Source organism: Nesterenkonia cremea (genome assembly GCF_014642675.1).
Classification (GTDB): domain Bacteria; phylum Actinomycetota; class Actinomycetes; order Actinomycetales; family Micrococcaceae; genus Nesterenkonia; species Nesterenkonia cremea.
Genome location: NZ_BMIS01000008.1, coordinates 19,112 through 36,452, shown reverse-complemented (window position 1 = coordinate 36,452; position 17,341 = coordinate 19,112). Strand labels below are relative to the sequence as shown.

The window sequence follows — 17,341 nt, the reverse complement described above, 5'->3', positions numbered from 1 at the left end:
GTGATTCAGTGATCCTCGTGAGCGCGGGCCGGCAGCTCCTTGCCCTTATTGGCGAAGGCGACAGTGACCAGGAGCATCATCACCAGGAGGATGAACATGATGATGCCGAACCACTTGGCCGGCATGAAGAGCTCAGTGTCCTGGTACATCTCAGAACCCAGCAGCATCGTGGCGAACGGCAGATTCAGCATGCCTCTCCCTTATCAGATGTCGAAGACGGTGAAGTTTCTTGGGACAAGTCTACGGGAAAGAGCCTCGGACGCATCTCAGGCGCGGGTCTGGCCCTCACCGCGCACCACCCATTTGGTGGTGGTCAGCTCGCCCATGCCCATCGGCCCACGGGCGTGGGTCTTCTGGGTGGAGATCCCGACCTCGGCGCCCAGGCCGAACTGGCCGCCGTCGGTGAAGCGTGTGGAGGCGTTGACGATCACGGCGGCGGCGTCGATCTCGGTGACGAAGCGGTCGGCGTTGGATACCGAATCGGTCACGATGGCCTCGGTGTGCCCGGTGCTCCAGCGGGAGATGTGCTCCATGGCCTCATCGAGCGACTCCACAATGCCGACAGCGATCTCCAGGTCCATGTACTCGGTGGCGAAGTCCTCCTCGGTGACCTCCGAGATGGTCCCGAACTGCTGGTCCTTGGCCGGGTCCTCCGGCTCCTCCGCAGGCAGCCACTCCTTGGCGCGCGGGTCCAGGTGCAGGTTCACCCCGGCCCGGTGGAGGCAGCGCAGCACCTCGCGGCCTGCCTCTTCCGCCTGGGAGTGGATCAGCAGCGTCTCGGCGGTGTTGCAGACGCTGGGCCGGTGGGTCTTCGCGTTGAGCGCGATCTCCCGGGCCTTCTCCGGATCTGCGGTGGCATCGATGAAGAGGTGCACATTGCCCTCGCCGGTCTCGATGACGGGGACACGGGCGTTCTGCACCACATGCTGGATGAGGTCACGGCCGCCGCGCGGGATGAGCACATCCACGGAGCCGCGCTGAGTCATCAGCTCCGTGGCGCCCTCGCGTCCGTAGGAGTCGATGGACTGCACCGCGTCCACCGGAGCGGCAGTGCTGTGCAGGGCCTCACGAATGATGGCCAGCAGCATCTCGTTGGTGCTCTGGGCCGCGGAGCCTCCGCGCAGGATGGCTGCGTTTCCCGACTTCAGCGCCAGGGCGGCGATGTCCACGGTCACGTTGGGCCGGGCCTCATAGATGACGCCCAGCACACCCAGCGGAACGCTGGTCTGGGTCAGCCGCAGACCGTTGGGCAGAGTGCGTCCCTGGATGACGCGACCGATGGGGTCATCCAGTGCGATGATCTCCTCCACGGCCTCGGCCAGCTTCTCGATGCGCTGCTCGTCCAGGGCCAGACGGTCCAGCAGAGCACGGCTGAGGCCGGATTCGCGCCCACGGTCCAGGTCCTCCCGATTGGCTGTCATCAGGGCCGAGACCGACTCGCGCAGCCCCGAGGCCACTGCGGCCAGCGTCCGGTCCTTCCGCTCCCGGTCCAGGCGGTTCAGCGCCCGAGAGGCGGAACGGGCCCGGTCGGAGACGGTGCGGATGTCTTCTGCGATCTCTGCCATATTCCTACCCTAACTCTGCTGGACGCGCACCAGGTCGTCGGTGTGGATGACCGGGCGCTCATAGTCATCGCCCAGGCTGCGGCCGAGCTCAGCAGTGCCGCGCCCGAGCATCTGGGGAAGCTCCTCGGAGGAGAAGGCGGTGAGCCCGCGGGCCCGCACGGTTCCGCCCGGATCTGCGATCTCCACCGGATCCGAGGCCTCGAAGTCCCCGGTGAGTCCGGTGATGCCGGCAGGCAGCAGGGAGCGGCGGTCCCGGACCACTGCGCGGACTGCTCCCTCATCGATGATGAGCCGGCCCTTCACATTGGCCAGATGCGCCAGCCAGGCCGACCGGGCCCCGCGGCGTCGGCCTTGGGCCTGGAAGTAGGTGCCCACCTCTTCCCCGCGGAAGAGCGCGCCGGCCTGTGCGGCAGAGGTCAACATGGCGGGGATGCCGTTGGTGGCGGTGATCCGCGCGGCCTCCACCTTGGTGACCATGCCCCCGGTGCCGACGCCGGCCTTGCCGCGCCGTCCCAGGGTGACGCCTTCCAGATCCTCATCACCGGTGACGGTGGCGACCGGGCGGCCGCCCTCATCCGGAGGGCCGTCGTAGAGCGCATCCACATCGGAGAGCAGCACCAGGCCGTCGGCGCGGATCAGATTGGCGGTCAGTGCGGCCAGGCGATCGTTGTCGCCGAAGCGGATCTCATGGGTGGCCACGGCGTCGTTCTCGTTGACCACCGGCACCGCACCCAGGCTCAGCAGCTTCTCCAGGGCGCGCAGCGCGTTGGTGTACTGGGTGCGCCGGATCAGGTCCTCCACGGTCAGCAGCACCTGGGACACCGTGCTGCGGTAGGTGGAGAAGGCCCTGGAGTAGTGCGAGAGCAGCAGGCCCTGGCCCACAGCGGCGGCCGCCTGCTGGGTGGCCAGGTCATGCGGCCGGGTGCTCAGCCCCAGCGGGGCCAGGCCGGCGGCGATGGCGCCGGAGGAGACCAACACGATCTCCGTCCCCCGGCTCTGCAGGATCTGCAGGTCATCGACCAGCGCGTTCAGCGCCGCCACGGAGATCCCGCCGTCCAGCGTGGTCAGCGAGGAGGACCCCACTTTGATGACCAGGCGACGGGCCTGGGAGATGTCCTGGCGCGAAGAGATCACCGACTGGGTCAGCCGGGGCGTGCTCATCGCTCGTCCTCGGCGTCGGGCCGGATGTATTGCACCTGTGTCTCTCCCTCGTCCTCATAGCTCTGCTCGGCCTGATACTGAGCGTCCATCTCAGCGCGGGTGGCGGCCTTGGCGGCACGCCGGTCCAGCTGCTCCTGGCGCTTCTGCTCACGCGTGGGCCGGTGGTTCTCCTCGAAGCGCAGATCGGTGCCGCGCGGTCCGGCCAGGTGCTCGGCACCAGCGGCCATAGTGGGCTCCCATTCGAAGACGACGCCGTCCCTGTCCGAGCCGATCAGCACCGCATCGCCGGGCTTGGCGCCCCGGGCGAAGAGCTCGTCCTCGATGCCGATCTTCGCCAGACGGTCGGCCAGGTAGCCCACGGCCTCGTCGTTGTGGAAGTCGGTCTGCTGGATCCAGCGCTCCGGCTTGGCGCCGCGGACGCGCCACAGCGGCTCCCCGTTCTGCTCCTCGGGGGTCACGGTGAAGCTCTTCTGGTTCACCGCCTTGGGACGCACGGTGACCTGCACCGGTGCGACCTCGACCTCACGCTGGGCGCGGGCCTCGTCCACCAGCTCAGCCATGGCGAAGCCCAGAGCCCGCAGGCCCTCGCGGTTCAGCGCGGAGATGTCGAAGACCCGGTAGCCGCGGAACTCGAGCTCGCTGCGGACCATCTCCGCCATCTCGGCGCCGTCCTGCAGATCGGTCTTGTTCAGCGCCACCAGGCGGGGGCGCTCGTTGAGCGGCACGGCGTTCGCGGAGTCATCGGAGGATCCGCCGGTGCCCTCGATGGAATCCGGATCATAGGCGGCGAGCTCGGCCTCGATGGCCTCCAGGTCGCCGATGGGATCACGGTCGGTCTCCAGGGAGGCACAGTCCAGGACGTGGACCAAGGCGGCGCAGCGCTCCACATGGCGCAGGAACTCGTGACCGAGCCCCCTGCCCTGGGCGGCGCCGGGGATGAGCCCGGGGACATCGGCCACGGTGAAGCGCGTCTCCCCCGCCTCCACCACGCCCAGATTGGGCACCAGAGTGGTGAACGGGTAGTCGGCGATCTTGGGCCGAGCCGCGCTCATCGCAGCGATCAGGCTGGACTTGCCCGCCGAGGGGAAGCCCACCAATGCGATATCGGCCACCGACTTGACTTCGAGGACGACGTCGCGCTCCTCGCCGGGGGTGCCCAGCAGGGCGAAGCCGGGGGCTTTGCGCTTCTTCGAGGCCAGTGCGGCGTTGCCCAGTCCGCCCTGACCACCTTCGGCCACGGTGAAGCGGGCGCCGACGCCGACCAGGTCGGCCAGCACATTGCCCTCACGGTCCTTGACCACAGTGCCCTCGGGGACGGGGAGCTCCAGAGTCTTGCCCTGATGGCCGTGGCGCAGATCGCCTTGGCCCACTCCCCCGTTCTCGGCGCTGCGGTGCGGACGGTGGTGATAGTCGAGCAGCGTGGTGGTCTGTGCGCTGACCACCAGCTCCACCGAGCCGCCGTCGCCGCCGTTGGCGCCGTCGGGGCCGCCCAGCGGCTTGAACTTCTCGCGGTGCACGGAGACGCAGCCGTTGCCTCCCTGGCCGCCGGCCACGTGAAGCACCACGCGGTCCACGAAATGTGCCATGACTGCTCTCCTCGCTGCCGGTGTGCTTCACCGGCTGTTAAGACAGAACAAGGGTGGACCCGATGACGGGCCCACCCTTGACTCTACGTGTCAGATCGTCTGTGCAGGCCTGTTCAGGCTGCTGGGACGATGTTCACGACCTTGCGGCCGCGACGGTTGCCGAACTCGACGGCACCGTCGGCGAGGGCGAAGAGCGTGTCATCGCCGCCGCGTCCGACATTGGTGCCGGGGTGGAACTTGGTGCCGCGCTGGCGGATCAGGATCTCGCCTGCGTTGACGTTCTGGCCGCCGAAGCGCTTCACGCCGAGGCGCTGTGCGTTGGAGTCGCGGCCGTTGCGAGTGGAGCTCGCACCCTTCTTATGTGCCATAGGTCTGCCTGCCTCTCAGGATGATGGACGGGAATTCTGCGGAAAGTCTGCCGGTCGGCAGAAGATCAGCCGACGGAGGTGATCTTCACCCGGGTCAGCTCAGAACGGTGACCCTGGCGCTTCTGGTAGCCGGTCTTGTTCTTGTACTTGTGAATGACGACCTTCTTGCCGCGGACGTCCTCCAGAACCTCAGCCTCGACCTTGACCTTGGCCAGCTCCTCGGCTCCGGTGGTGACCTTGTCCCCGTCCACCAGCATCACTGCCGGCAGCTCAATGGTGCTGCCTGCCTCGGCGGGGACGCGGTCAAGGGTCACGAGGTCTCCGACGGAAACCTTCTCCTGGCGGCCGCCTGCGCGGACAATCGCGTACACCACTTGGGACTCACTTCTCTCGATGAATAAAACGGACATAATTCATGCACCTGTGAAAGCGCATGGAAGACATGACGGTGCCGATGACACCAGGGATCTACTGTACGGCAAATCCCCTCCCCCGGCAAGCGATGGCGCGCCGCAAGCGTGTTGCGACCAACGCCGTCGCCGCCCGGGGACGTATTCAGCTGTTGTTCGGGGAGGAGATGTCTTCGGCCTTCACACCGACGCCGAACATCATCGGCTCAGCGGCAGGCTTCTCCTCCTGCTTCTTCTGCTCGCCCGTCGCGGCCTGAGCCGAGGTGGACGAGAAGGTCTTGGCCGGTCCGGAGAGCGCCGCCGAGACCTGCTGGACCTCTCCCCCTGCACCCTGGGAGGAGCCGGCCGCACGGCGTCGGCGTGCTGGCCGTGCCGCAGTCGCCTGGGCCTTGGGGGTGCGGGAGTCCAGGGCCTGGTCCAAGGAGTCCAGAGAGACCTTCTCCTCAGACTGCTCCGACTGGGCCTGCTGATCTTTGGGGGCCTTCTTCCGGCCGGAGCCGGAGCCCTTCTTCTCGCCGCGTGGAACAGGGACCTCTTCCCCACCGATGGTCAGCACAGGCTGATCCACGGCCGATGATCCCTGGTCCTTCTGCGGCGCCGAGCCCTGCTGATCCTGGGGGCCGGACTTCTTCTGCGAACCATGCTTCTGCCCGGAGCCCCTCTTGGAGCCGGACCGCTGTTTCTGGCCGCCTTCCTGCTGGCCGGATCCCTGCTGAGCCGAACCCCGCTCGGCGGAGTCCTGATCCGCGTCCTGCTTGCCGGTGGTGGCCGCAGCCACCTGGGCGAGTGCCTGACGGGCCTTCTCCGCCTTCTCCTTGGACTGCTCGGCCGAGGAGTCGTTGGAGGTGGCGTTGGATCCGTTCTCCGCATTGCCGGCACCGCCGCGGCCTCCCTTGGACTTGCGGCGCTTCTTGGAGCTGCGGCCGCTCTGCTGCTCTCCGTGGGAGTTGTAGGCCGGGCGGTGCTCGATGGGCTCCTCATGGGTGATGATCCCGCGGCCGGCGCAGTGCTCACAGTTCTCCGAGAAGACCTCGAGCAGGCCGGTTCCCATGCGCTTGCGCGTCATCTGGACCAGGCCCAGGGAGGTCACCTCGGCCACTTGGTGCTTGGTGCGGTCGCGGCCGAGGCATTCGACCAGACGGCGCAGCACCAGGTCCCGGTTGGACTCCAGGACCATATCGATGAAGTCGATGACGATGATGCCGCCGATGTCTCGCAGCCGCAGCTGACGGACGATCTCCTCGGCAGCCTCCAGGTTGTTCCGGGTGACCGTCTCCTCGAGGTTTCCGCCGGAGCCGGTGAACTTGCCGGTGTTCACGTCCACCACGGTCATCGCCTCGGTGCGGTCGAAGACCAGCGAACCGCCGGAGGGAAGCTTCACGTTCCGGTCCAGCGCCTTGTTCAGCTGCTCGTCGATGCGGTGGTGGGCGAAGATGTCGCCGTCGCCGGGCTGGCCGTCCTGCGGGGTCTCCCACTTGGTGAGCCGGTCCAGCAGATGCGGGGCGACGTAGGTGACATAGGCCTCCACGTTGTCCCAGGTCTCATCGCCCTGGATCTCCATGGAGGAGAAGTCCTCGTTGAAGACGTCGCGGACCACCTTGATGGTCAGATCAGGCTCGGAGTAGAGCAGCTCGGGCGGCAGCACCTTCCGGTCCTGCTCCTGCTCCTGGATGGACTCCCAGAGGGCGCGCAGCCGGTTGATGTCATTGGTGAGCTCCTCCTCAGAAGCGCCCTCGGCCGCAGTGCGCACGATGACGCCGGCATCCTCGGGCATATGCTCCTTGAGGATCTTCTTCAGGCGGGAACGCTCAGTGTCCGGAAGCTTCCGGGAGATTCCGGTCATCGTTCCGCCGGGGACGAAGACCAGGTAGCGGCCGGGCAGGGAGACCTGGCTGGTCAGCCGTGCACCCTTATGACCCACCGGATCCTTGGTCACCTGGACCAGCACCGGGTCCCCGGACTTCAGCGCGTTCTCGATCTTGCGGGGCCTGCCGCCCAGGTTCGCCGCGGACCAGTCGACCTCACCGGCGTAGAGCACGGCGTTGCGGCCGCGTCCGATGTCCACGAAGGCGGCCTCCATGGAGGGCAACACGTTCTGGACCTTGCCCAGGTACACGTTGCCGATCAGCGAGTCCTGCGTGGTGTTGGAGACGTAGTGCTCGGCCAGGACGCCGTCCTCGAGCACGCCGATCTGGATCCGCTGGCCGCGCTGGCGCACGATCATCTTGCGGTCCACCGATTCCCGGCGTGCCAGGAACTCGGCCTCCGTGATGACCTGGCGCTTGCGGCCGCCCTCGCGGGAGGCGCGGCGACGCTGTCGCTTGGCTTCCAGACGGGTGGAGCCCTTCAGGCTGGTGACTTTGTCCGGAGCGTCGGACTCGGCGGCCTCGCGGGGTGCACGCACACGGGTGACCGTGTGGGTGTCATCGCTCTCCTCCTCGAGCTCCATATCCACAGAGCCGCGACGACGACGGCGACGCTTGCGGATCACCTGCTCCTCATCGGCCTCGCCGGAAGAGCCCTTCTCCTGCTTCTGCCCGTCGGAGGAGCCGGAGTCTGCGCCCTCGGCCTCAGAGTCCTGGTCGGCATCGTCCTTCTGCTGGCCGTCCTGGTCCTGACGGTTCTTATTGCGGCCGCCGCGGCGGCGCTTGCGCCGGGGCCTGCGGCCTGAGTCGCCGTCCTGGCTCTGCTGGCCGGCGTCGTCCTGGGTGTCCTCAGCCTCGCCGGAGCTGTGCTCCTCGGGCTCCTCCTGCTGAGCAGGGCGCACCTTGACGGGCTCCACCGAATCCAGATCAGGGGCCTGGAACAGCGGGGTGAAGACGTCGGTGCCTGACGACTGGGGTGTGGGGGTGTCGGTCATGTATGCAATTGCTCCTGCCGTCTCCGGCGGTGCCACACTCACCAGCTGGCGGAGGCGACGATTCTCTCGTGCCGCCGGCCGCGTTGCCCCGTGCTCTCACCACGGGTGCGGCCTTCGAACTGCCTGCGTTGTCTCTTAAAAACCTTGTCTCCTCAGCTCTGCCGGGACTCACCGGGCGCTGCCCCGCTATCTGGGCGCGCTCTGCACGGCTGTCCGGCCGTCCGCCATCACTGGTTGTGGTGCCGCGTGTTCTCCGCGGCGACTCGACGGAATATCAAAGCCTTCTCGATAAGCGGGTGTGGTCCGCATCTCGATAGGAACCAGTATCGCACACCTGCCCCGGCCCGCTGTCATCCGGGCGTGGGCCAGCGCTTAGCTGGAACCGAGCACAGAGGCGTAGAATCGCAGTATGGCAGTTGAGACCACGCCGGGCGTGTCGGAGGGCACCCCCGAGGAGCCGCAGGTCGGCGCCGGAGGCACCGCTGAGCAGACCGACCTCCCCCATGTCGCGCGCGACCGAGGCCTGGGCCTGTGGCTGGTGATCACCGGACTGGTGGCCGCCGCGGCCAGCTTCCTGCTGCTCTATGAGCGCATCCAGCTCTGGCAGGACAACAGCCACTCCACCGCCTGCGACATCAGCCCCTGGGTCTCCTGCGGTCAGGTCATGGAGTCATGGCAGGCCTCCACCTTCGGCTTCCCGAACATCTTCATCGGCGTGGTGGGCTTCCCGCTGATCATCGCCATCGGCGTCGGGCTGCTCGGCCGGCTGTCCCTGCCGCGCTGGTACTGGGTGGGCCTGCAGACCGGCGTGCTCTTCGCCCTGGGCTTCTGCATCTGGCTCTGGTCCCAAGCGGTCTACGTGATCGGCGCGCTATGCCCCTATTGCATGGTGGTGTGGGCGGCGGTGATCCCGATGGCCGCGGCCGTGACAGCACGCAACATCATCCACGGGGTCATCCCTGCCGGTGAGGGTCTGCAGCGCGCAGCCCGCGAATGGTGGTGGGTGGCCGCGCTGCTGCTCTACCTGGCCGTGGCGGCCAGCATCATCGTGATGTTCCCCCAGATCCTGGCCTTCTGATCTGATCTGGGTTTTCCCACCAGCTCCTCTGCTCGTCCTCTGACCTGGACGTTTCGCTAGCCGACCTAGCCGAACAGCATCTGTTCAGGCGTGGGGCCGACTGCCAGAATGAGGGTGCACCTACCTGTCTGCACACCTACTGAGGAGCTGCCATGTCACAGACCGTCAATGCTGTCGTGGTCAAGGAGAAGAATGCCCCGGCCGTCGTCGAGCAGATCGTCATCCCGGATCCCGGTCCGGGCGAAGTCGTGGTCGACGTCCTGACCTGCGGCGTCTGCCAGACCGATCAGCACTTCCAGCAGGGCGAGGTGGGAGACGACTTCCCCTATCTGCTGGGCCACGAGGCCACTGCACGGGTCTCCGAGATCGGTGAGGGCGTGACCAACGTCAAGGTCGGCGACAAGGTCATCCTGAACTGGCGCGCCGTCTGCGGCGAATGCCGGGCCTGCAAGAAGGGCGACCTGAAGTACTGCTTCAGCACCCACAACGCCGACCAGCCCATGACGCTGACCGACGGCACCGAGCTCGAGGCCGCTCTGGGCATCGGCGCCTTCGCGGAGAAGACTCTGGTCCACTCCGGCCAGTGCACCGTCATCGACGACGTCGAAGACACCTCCAACGCTGCGGTGGGCCTGCTGGGCTGCGGAGTGATGGCCGGCATCGGCGCTGCCATCAACACCGGTGAGGTCAATCGCGGCGAGTCCGTGGCTGTCATCGGCGCAGGCGGTGTGGGCACTGCGGCCATCGCCGGAGCCAAGCTCGCCGGCGCAACCACGATCATCGCCGTGGACCTCGACCCGCGGAAGCTTCAGAAGGCCGACGAGCTGGGCGCCACCCACACGGTCAACTCCAAGGAGACCGACGCCGTGGAGGCCATCAGAGAGCTGACCGGCGGCTTCGGGGCCGATGTGGTCATCGACGCCGTGGGCATCCCGGCCACCTATAAGCAGGCGTTCTACGCCCGCGATCTGGCCGGCCGCGTGGTGTTGGTCGGCGTTCCGGACCCCTCGCTGACCCTGGAGCTGCCGTTGCAGGACCTGTTCAGCCGCGGCGGCTCCCTGAAGTCCTCCTGGTACGGCGATTGCCTGCCCTCCCGCGACTTCCCCATGCTGGTGGACCTCTACCAGCAGGGGCGTCTGGACCTGGATGCCTTCGTCACCGAGCGCATCACCCTGGACAAGGTCCAGGAAGGCTTCGACACCATGAACCGTGGCGAGGTGCTGCGGTCCGTGGTGGAGATCAAGTCCTGAACCCCGTCACCCCGCTGGAACATCGGCGAAAGGATTGAGGAGCACAGCATGAACGCACGCATCGAGCACCTGGAGACCTCCGGAACCTTCTCCCTGGACGGCGAGACCCATCAGGTGGACAACAACATCTGGATCGTCGGCGATGACCAGGAGGTCATCGTGATCGATCCCGCCCACGACGCCGAGGCCGTAGAGAAGGCGGTGGGCGGCCGCACAGTGGCCGCCATCCTGCTGACCCACGCCCATGACGACCACATCGGTCAGGTCAGGGATGTCCAGGCCCGGATCGGCGGCGAGATCCACCTGAACTGGGAGGACAAGGTCCTCTGGGAGCAGGTCTACGCCGACTCCGAGCCAGATGTGAAGATCGCCGACGGCGACACCTTCACCGTGGCAGGGACCACTCTGAAAGCCCTGCACACCCCCGGCCACTCCCCCGGCTCCACCTGCTACTACGCAACAGACCTGGAAGGGGGCGTGGTCTTCGGCGGCGACACGCTGTTCAACGGCGGCCCCGGTGCGACCGGTCGCTCCTACAGCAGCTTTGAGACCATCGTGGAGTCCATCCGCACGGTGCTCTTCTCCCTGCCGGAGGAGACCACAGTGAAGACCGGGCACGGACCCTCCACCACTGTGGGCGCTGAGAAGCCCAACGTGGACGAGGCAGTGAAGAACAACAGCTGAGGCCTCAGCGTGACAGCGGCCCCGGGCGTGGTGATCCACGCCCGGGGCCGCTGTGCATCTGCGGCTGGAGATAACGCGCTCAGCCGGTGCGCCGCTTCAGCTTAGCAGGCCTGGTGTGCCAGGACGCAGCTCCCAGTGCTGCCGATAGGTCTCCACGATGGCCTGCTCCACCTCTGAGGTCTTCAGCCCGGGCAGAAGACCTGTGGCGGCCCCGGCGGTCAGCGGATCCCATTCCATGCCCAGGGCGGCATAGGCCTCGCTGAGCACACGGCGAATGGGGGCTCCGTCCTCGACCACCACTGAGGTGGAGAACAGCCAACCGGAGCCGACCTGACGCTGGGCGGTGCCCACCAGTTTGATGCGGACATCGGGCTGACCCGGCAGCACGGCATGCACCGAATGCTCTCCGTAGCAGTATTCCCCTGGGATCGGTCCCAGTTGGGCATCCAGTCCGCAGCGCTGCAGCACCTCGACGAAGAGCGCTCCGAACGCTCGGAAACGGTCCTGCGACTCACGGATGGGGTCAGGATCCGGCTCGATATGGTCGATGACCAGTGAGCCGCCATGGTATGCGGCGGCACGTCCTCCGGCTCGGCGCACCAACGGGGCGAATCCATTGTCGGCACACGCATCGGCCGCACGGCGGAATCCCGGCAGCTTCTGGTCCCGCTGCCCGAAGGCCACAGTGGGCTCCGGGCGATAGATCCGCAGCATGGGATCGGTGGCCTGGGGATCGGCCGGGTCCTTGGCGTACCGGCGGGTGCCCTGGAGGAGTTCGATGGCGAGGTCGAGGTCTCTGGTGACCCCGAAACTCTCCGGCTGCCTGTAGAGCAGCAGCGACCCGGCTTCACTCATGAGAAATGAGTCTACGGTCCCTGCACTCACGTGCTGAAATCTCGGCCGCCCCCTCTGCGCCCGCCCAGCGCCACACTGCCCACAGATCTCCCGGGCGGCCTTGTCAGCCCCTCCCTGACGGCACTCGCAGCTGTTAGCATGAGCCCTATGGCACGGATCACGCCCCTCGAATGGCCCGTCCTTCGACAGCTGCGCTCCCGGGACTCGACCGGCCGCGGTGCGGCCGTCACGTCACGGAAGACGCGCCGGACCGCTCCGCGGACTGATGACGCCGACACTGTGGTGCAGAGCATCTGCCCCTACTGCGCCGTCGGGTGCGGGCAGAAGGTCTTTGCCAAGGACGACCGCGTGATCCACATCGAGGGCGACCCGGATTCACCGATATCCCGGGGCAGACTGTGCCCCAAAGGAGCGGCGAGCGAACAGCTGGTCAATTCTTCGGGCCGGCAGACCACGGTCCTCTACCGCGCTCCTCGCTCCCATGACTGGGAGGAATTCGATCGGGATCGGGCTCTGGATATGATCGCCGATCGCTTCGTCGAGGCACGCCGTCGTCATTGGGAAGATGAGGACGAGCACGGCAACCCCGTGAATCGGACCATGGGTGTGGCCAGCCTGGGCGGAGCGACCATCGACAATGAAGAGAACTACCTGATCAAGAAGCTCTTCTCCGCTGCAGGCGCGGTTCAGATCGAGAACCAGGCCCGTATTTGACACTCCTCCACGGTTCCCGGTCTGGGAACCTCGTTCGGGCGCGGGGGCGCCACACAACCCCAGCAGGACCTGGCGAACGCTGACTGCATCGTCATCCAGGGATCCAACATGGCCGAGTGCCACCCCGTCGGATTCCAATGGGTGACAGAGGCTCAGCAGCGCGGAGCGCGCGTGATCCACATCGATCCCCGCTTCACCCGCACCAGCGCTGTGGCCGATAAGCACGTCGCACTGCGCGCCGGCAGCGACATCGTCCTGCTCGGTGCGCTGATCAACTACGTGTTGAGCAACGACCTGCACTTCGACGAGTACGTCCGTCACTACACCAATGCCGCCACCATCGTCTCGGAGGACTACCAGGACACTGAGGACCTGAACGGGCTCTTCTCCGGGTATGACCCACAGAAGGGCACCTACGATGCGACGTCCTGGTCCTATGCCTCCCGCGGAGATGAGGAGAAGGTCGAGGAGCCTGGCACAGAACCAGAGAGTGACGTCGCTGAGCCGGATGAATACGGCGCCGGCGGCCCGTCGCTGCGGCACGCGGACGTCGAGCGGGACGATTCCCTGCAGGACCCCCGCTCGGTCTTCCAGCTGCTGAAGCGCCATTACCGGCGGTATACCCCCGAAATGGTCGAAGAGACCTGCGGCATCTCTGCCGAGGACTTCCATCACCTGGCGGAGTCGATCACGAAGAATTCGGGTCGCGAACGTACCACGGCGTTCTGCTATGCCGTTGGGTGGACCCAGCATGCCCAAGGTGCCCAGTTCATCCGAACGGCCGCAGTGCTGCAGCTGCTGCTGGGCAACATGGGACGTCCAGGCGGCGGAATCGTCGCCCTGCGCGGCCATGCGACCATCCAGGGCTCCACCGATATTCCGACGCTGTTCAACCTGCTTCCTGGGTACCTCCCCATGCCGGAGGCAGGTCAGCACGACAGTTTGGAAGACTTCACCGGAGCCATCGGTTCAAAGCTCCAGAAGGGGTTCTGGGCCAACGCGGATGCCTACACCGTAAGCCTGCTCAAAGCGTGGTTCGGCGACGCCGCCCATGCAGGAAACGACTATGCCTTCGAGTACCTGCCGCGCCTGACCGGCGCCCACGGGACCTATCAGACGGTGGAACGGATGCTCCGGGACGAGCTGGACGGATACTTCCTCGTCGGGCAGAACCCGGCAGTGGGTTCAGCGAACGGGAAGATGCAGCGCATGGGCATGTCCCACCTGAAATGGCTGGTGGTCCGTGACTTCAGCCTCATCGAGTCAGCGACATGGTGGAAGGACGGCCCGGAGATCGAGAGCGGCGAGCTGCGCACCGAAGACATTGACACCGAGGTGTTCTTCATGCCGGCGGCCAACCACACGGAGAAGGCCGGATCGTTCACCCAGACTCAGCGGCTGGTCCAATGGCGCCACCAGGCGGTCACTCCGCCCGACGACGCTCAGAGCGAGCTGGAGTTCTTCCACGAGTTGGGCAGGCGCATCCGTGCCCGAGTCGCGGACTCCTCTGACCCGCGGGACCGTCCTCTGCTCGATCTCACGTGGGACTACCCCACTGATGAGCATGGGGAGCCGGATCCCGAATCTGTGCTCCGAGAGATCAACGGGTACTACGTCGACGGCCCCGACGCCGGCACGCCGCTGTCAGCCTTCACTCAGATGCGAGCCGACGGCTCCACCGCCGGAGGATGTTGGATCTACACAGGCATCTTCGCTGACGGGGTCAACCAGGCGGCACGGCGCAGACCGGGCCACGAACAGGATGAGACCGCCGCCGAATGGGCATGGGCCTGGCCCGCCAACCGGCGCATCCTGTACAACCGTGCCTCAGCTGACCCCGAAGGCCGGCCGTGGAGCGAACGCAAGAAGCACATCTGGTGGGATCAGGAGAACGGGCGGTGGACCGGCCGCGACGTCCCCGACTTCCCCGAGACGCTCGCTCCGGGGACGAAGTCACATCCCGATGCCGGAGGACCTGATGCGTTGGCCGGCGATGATCCGTTCATCATGCAGGCCGACGGAAAAGGGTGGCTCTTCGCCCCGAACGGTCTGGTGGACGGCCCGATGCCCACTCACTATGAGCCTCCGGAATCGCCCATCTCCAATCCGCTCTATGCGCAGCAGAGCAATCCGGCCAGGATCACCCTGCCCCGCAGTGACAATCTGCTCGCACCCTCGGCCGCCCAACACGGCTCCGAGGTCTACCCGCATGTGTTCACCACCTATCGCCTCACCGAGCACCACACGGCCGGAGGCATGAGCAGGTTCCTTCCCTACCTCTCAGAGCTGCAGCCGGAGATGTTCTGCGAAGTCTCGCCGGAGTTCGCTGAGCTGGTCGGCATAGAGAACTACGGATGGGCCACCATCATCTCTCCACGCTCAGCCATCGAAGCTCGCGTACTGGTCACAGACCGTGTCCGTGCGCTGACGGCCGGGGGCAGGCGCATTCACCAGGTGGGCCTTCCCTACCATTGGGGCACAGGGACGGACGCAGTGGTCGAAGGCGACGCCGCCAACGACCTCCTGGGGATCACGTTGGACCCCAACGTCCAGATCCAGGGTTCGAAGGCCGCACAGTGCGACGTCATCCCTGGACGGCGACCGCGCGGCCAGGCGCTGCTGGACTTGGTGGAGAACTACCGGAAGCGTGCTGGGATCACAGTGGACACAGGCAATCAGAAGCTCACAGCGCCCTACCCGGAGCCCCAGACCACGACCAGCGAGGAGGATTGATGCGCTCGCTCACCGAAGACCCCGCTCGCAGCGCTGAAGCCCACGGGGAACGTGCCCAGGAGCGGAAGTCATTCTTCACCGACACCTCTATCTGCATCGGGTGCAAGGCCTGCGAGGTGGCCTGCAAGGAATGGAACGGCAACCCGCAGGACGGCGATCTGGAGCTGCTGGAGTCCTCGTATGACAACACCGGATCGCTGGGGGCCAACACGTGGCGACACGTAGCATTCGTGGAGCAGGACCAGGAACGCATCCAGACTGCGCGGGAATCCGGAAGGAAGCTCGTCAGCCTGGGCATGCCAGGGGTGGGGCCGCCGTCCTCGTCCGGAGCGTCCGGCCCGTCCGGGGGCAGAGACACCACTCCCCCGGACACTGCTGAGTTCCGCTGGCTCATGTCTTCAGATGTGTGCAAACACTGCACCCATGCCGGTTGTCTGGATGTCTGCCCGACCGGAGCCCTGTACCGCACTGAGTTCGGAACGGTGAAGGTCCAGGAAGACATCTGCAACGGGTGCGGCACATGTGTCGGCGGGTGCCCCTTCGGCGTGATCGAACGCAGAGACGAAGGCATCATCCGTGCCAAGACGGAGCGGAATCAATCGCGCTACGCCCAAGAGATCGCCAACGAGGGCACCGCCAATAAGTGCACGTTCTGCCATGACCGCCTGGTGGACGGACAGACCCCGGCCTGCGCCCAGACCTGTCCGACGACCTCGATCAAGTTCGGCGAGCACACCGATATGGTCCACCAGGCCCGTGAACGCGTGGCTCACCTGCACAGCGAGGGCATGACCGAGGCTCGGCTCTATGGGGCCAACCCTCAGGACGGCGTCGGGGGCACGGGGTCGGTCTTCCTGCTGCTCGACGAGCCGGAGGTCTATGGCCTGCCGCCCGATCCGCGCGTGCCCACCAAGGACCTGCCGCGGATGTACAAGCACACTGTGGTCGCCGCAGCCGGCATGCTCGCCGCCGTCGGTGCCTCCTTCGCCTGGGGAGGCCGTAGATGACGACATCGCCTCATGACAGCCACCGACCGCCGGAGACTCGCCGCAGCCGGAGGAAGGGGAATCGGGCCGAGGAGGGCGCTCGGGAAGTCCCGCTGGTGGAGAAGCCACAGTTCTCCACCTACTACGGTCGGCCCGTGGTGAAAGCACCGCCGTGGGGTGACGAGATCGCGGCCTACCTCTTCCTCGGCGGCCTGGCCGGAGGATCATCGCTGCTCGCCGTCGGCGCCCGGTGGACCGACCGGCCCCTGCTGCGCCGGAACGCCCGACTGACCGCACTGGGGGCCGTCGGGCTGGGGACCGCTGCACTCATCCACGACCTGGGCCGGCCGGAACGCTTTCTCTATATGCTTCGCACGTTCAAACCGACTTCCCCCATGAGCATGGGCACGTGGCTGCTGAGCTCCTTCAGCACGGCGGCCGCCGTCACGGCGGCCGTCGAGATGGACCGGTTGACGGCCTACAGACTTCCCCTCGGGCCGGCGCGGCGTGTGCTGCGTGTCTGCGAGAGTCCGGCCGAGGTCGGCACCACGCTGCTGGCCGCTCCTCTGGCGAGCTACACCGGCGCACTCTTGGCCGACACCGCGGTGCCGACATGGAACGCTGGTCGCGACGAACTGCCGTTCCTCTTCGCTTCCTCAGCGGCCCTGGCGGCGTCTGGAGCGGCCCTGGTCTCGACGCCGCCCGAGCAGACTCAGCCCGCCCGGGCGCTCTCCGCCGCGGCCGCCATCGGGGAAGTTGCCTCGATGAAGATCATGAAGAAGAGGATGCACCCGGCAGAGGCCGAGCCGTTGGAGGACGGCGCGCCCGGCACGATGCTCAGATGGGCCGAAAGGCTGACTCTCGCTGGGACCGCCGGATCGGTCCTGCTGGGTGGGCGCCGTCCCACGGCGGTACTCAGCGGTCTGCTGCTGCTGGGCGGCTCTGCTCTCACCCGTGTGGGCGTCCTGCGCGCGGGCATCAGCTCGGCAGAGGACCCGCGACACACCATCGAACCGCAGAAGGATCGGCTGGAACGACGCCGTGCCCAGGGCGTGGTGGACGACTCGATCACCACAGTCGGCTGAATCCCG

At 66.6% G+C, this 17,341-nt stretch carries 14 protein-coding genes; 6 read left to right on the top strand and 8 right to left on the bottom strand.

Features of this window, described 5'->3' with window-relative positions; all coding sequences use genetic code 11:
* Window positions 1-5 precede the first annotated feature (5 nt).
* The 7 genes from IEW85_RS09570 to IEW85_RS09540 form a co-directional block, all read right to left on the bottom strand.
* Window positions 6-191, bottom strand: coding sequence for a hypothetical protein (locus IEW85_RS09570; protein ID WP_188685091.1), 186 nt, complete (start codon window positions 189-191; stop codon window positions 6-8).
* A gap of 75 nt (window positions 192-266) precedes the next feature.
* Entirely contained in the window at window positions 267-1,565 is a 1,299-nt protein-coding gene (locus tag IEW85_RS09565) for a glutamate-5-semialdehyde dehydrogenase (protein WP_188685088.1), read from the bottom strand.
* A gap of 9 nt (window positions 1,566-1,574) precedes the next feature.
* Window positions 1,575-2,726: a glutamate 5-kinase gene (gene proB / locus IEW85_RS09560; protein ID WP_188685086.1), complete on the bottom strand. Its 1,152-nt coding sequence runs from the start codon at window positions 2,724-2,726 to the stop codon at window positions 1,575-1,577.
* Window positions 2,723-4,312, bottom strand: a complete 1,590-nt coding sequence (gene obgE / locus IEW85_RS09555) for a GTPase ObgE (protein WP_188685084.1) — start codon at window positions 4,310-4,312, stop codon at window positions 2,723-2,725. The genes proB and obgE overlap by 4 nt, the downstream gene beginning before the upstream one ends.
* 113 nt (window positions 4,313-4,425) lie before the next feature.
* The gene (rpmA, locus tag IEW85_RS09550) at window positions 4,426-4,680 is read right to left on the bottom strand and encodes a 50S ribosomal protein L27 (protein ID WP_188685082.1); all 255 of its coding nucleotides are present in this window, start codon (window positions 4,678-4,680) and stop codon (window positions 4,426-4,428) included.
* 65 nt (window positions 4,681-4,745) lie between these two features.
* Window positions 4,746-5,054 carry a 50S ribosomal protein L21 gene (rplU, locus tag IEW85_RS09545; RefSeq protein ID WP_188685081.1) on the bottom strand — a complete coding sequence of 103 codons (309 nt, stop codon included), beginning with the start codon at window positions 5,052-5,054 and terminating at the stop codon, window positions 4,746-4,748.
* A 181-nt stretch (window positions 5,055-5,235) separates the two neighbouring features.
* Window positions 5,236-7,950, bottom strand: coding sequence for an Rne/Rng family ribonuclease (locus IEW85_RS09540; RefSeq protein WP_188685079.1), 2,715 nt, complete (start codon window positions 7,948-7,950; stop codon window positions 5,236-5,238).
* A 409-nt stretch (window positions 7,951-8,359) separates the two neighbouring features.
* On the opposite strand from IEW85_RS09540, the gene IEW85_RS09535 reads away from it, so the two are divergent.
* From IEW85_RS09535 to IEW85_RS09525, 3 genes are all read left to right on the top strand, one after another.
* Window positions 8,360-9,028 (top strand): vitamin K epoxide reductase family protein, encoded by a 669-nt coding sequence (locus IEW85_RS09535; protein WP_188685077.1) that lies wholly within the window; start codon window positions 8,360-8,362, stop codon window positions 9,026-9,028.
* A 152-nt stretch (window positions 9,029-9,180) separates the two neighbouring features.
* Window positions 9,181-10,278 (top strand): S-(hydroxymethyl)mycothiol dehydrogenase, encoded by a 1,098-nt coding sequence (locus IEW85_RS09530; RefSeq protein ID WP_188685075.1) that lies wholly within the window; start codon window positions 9,181-9,183, stop codon window positions 10,276-10,278.
* A gap of 48 nt (window positions 10,279-10,326) precedes the next feature.
* Window positions 10,327-10,962: an MBL fold metallo-hydrolase gene (locus IEW85_RS09525; RefSeq protein WP_188685073.1), complete on the top strand. Its 636-nt coding sequence runs from the start codon at window positions 10,327-10,329 to the stop codon at window positions 10,960-10,962.
* 96 nt (window positions 10,963-11,058) lie between these two features.
* Here the strand turns inward: IEW85_RS09525 and IEW85_RS09520 are convergent, their stop codons facing one another.
* Window positions 11,059-11,817 (bottom strand): lipoate--protein ligase family protein, encoded by a 759-nt coding sequence (locus IEW85_RS09520; RefSeq protein WP_188685071.1) that lies wholly within the window; start codon window positions 11,815-11,817, stop codon window positions 11,059-11,061.
* A 147-nt stretch (window positions 11,818-11,964) separates the two neighbouring features.
* On the opposite strand from IEW85_RS09520, the gene fdh reads away from it, so the two are divergent.
* The 3 genes from fdh to nrfD are packed head-to-tail and all read left to right on the top strand — an operon-like array spanning window position 11,965 to window position 17,335.
* Window positions 11,965-15,264, top strand: coding sequence for a formate dehydrogenase (gene fdh, locus IEW85_RS09515; protein WP_188685068.1), 3,300 nt, complete (start codon window positions 11,965-11,967; stop codon window positions 15,262-15,264).
* A complete protein-coding gene (locus IEW85_RS09510) occupies window positions 15,264-16,271 on the top strand; it encodes a 4Fe-4S dicluster domain-containing protein (protein WP_188685066.1) in 1,008 nt (335 codons plus the stop codon). The genes fdh and IEW85_RS09510 overlap by 1 nt, the downstream gene beginning before the upstream one ends.
* Complete coding sequence (nrfD, locus tag IEW85_RS09505) at window positions 16,268-17,335, top strand: NrfD/PsrC family molybdoenzyme membrane anchor subunit (RefSeq protein WP_188685064.1); 1,068 nt, start codon at window positions 16,268-16,270, stop codon at window positions 17,333-17,335. The genes IEW85_RS09510 and nrfD overlap by 4 nt, the downstream gene beginning before the upstream one ends.
* Window positions 17,336-17,341 lie beyond the last annotated feature (6 nt).

Excerpts from the sequence above, each read along its gene's own strand:
- IEW85_RS09570 (WP_188685091.1), bottom strand. The coding sequence starts at position 191 with ATGCTGAATCTGCCGTTCGCCACGATGCTGCTGGGTTCTGAGATGTAC.
- IEW85_RS09565 (WP_188685088.1), bottom strand. The coding sequence starts at position 1,565 with ATGGCAGAGATCGCAGAAGACATCCGCACCGTCTCCGACCGGGCCCGT.
- proB (WP_188685086.1), bottom strand. The coding sequence starts at position 2,726 with ATGAGCACGCCCCGGCTGACCCAGTCGGTGATCTCTTCGCGCCAGGAC.
- obgE (WP_188685084.1), bottom strand. The coding sequence starts at position 4,312 with ATGGCACATTTCGTGGACCGCGTGGTGCTTCACGTGGCCGGCGGCCAG.
- rpmA (WP_188685082.1), bottom strand. The coding sequence starts at position 4,680 with ATGGCACATAAGAAGGGTGCGAGCTCCACTCGCAACGGCCGCGACTCC.
- IEW85_RS09540 (WP_188685079.1), bottom strand. The coding sequence starts at position 7,950 with ATGACCGACACCCCCACACCCCAGTCGTCAGGCACCGACGTCTTCACC.
- IEW85_RS09535 (WP_188685077.1), top strand. The coding sequence starts at position 8,360 with ATGGCAGTTGAGACCACGCCGGGCGTGTCGGAGGGCACCCCCGAGGAG.
- IEW85_RS09530 (WP_188685075.1), top strand. The coding sequence starts at position 9,181 with ATGTCACAGACCGTCAATGCTGTCGTGGTCAAGGAGAAGAATGCCCCG.
- IEW85_RS09525 (WP_188685073.1), top strand. The coding sequence starts at position 10,327 with ATGAACGCACGCATCGAGCACCTGGAGACCTCCGGAACCTTCTCCCTG.
- IEW85_RS09520 (WP_188685071.1), bottom strand. The coding sequence starts at position 11,817 with ATGAGTGAAGCCGGGTCGCTGCTGCTCTACAGGCAGCCGGAGAGTTTC.
- IEW85_RS09510 (WP_188685066.1), top strand. The coding sequence starts at position 15,264 with ATGCGCTCGCTCACCGAAGACCCCGCTCGCAGCGCTGAAGCCCACGGG.
- nrfD (WP_188685064.1), top strand. The coding sequence starts at position 16,268 with ATGACGACATCGCCTCATGACAGCCACCGACCGCCGGAGACTCGCCGC.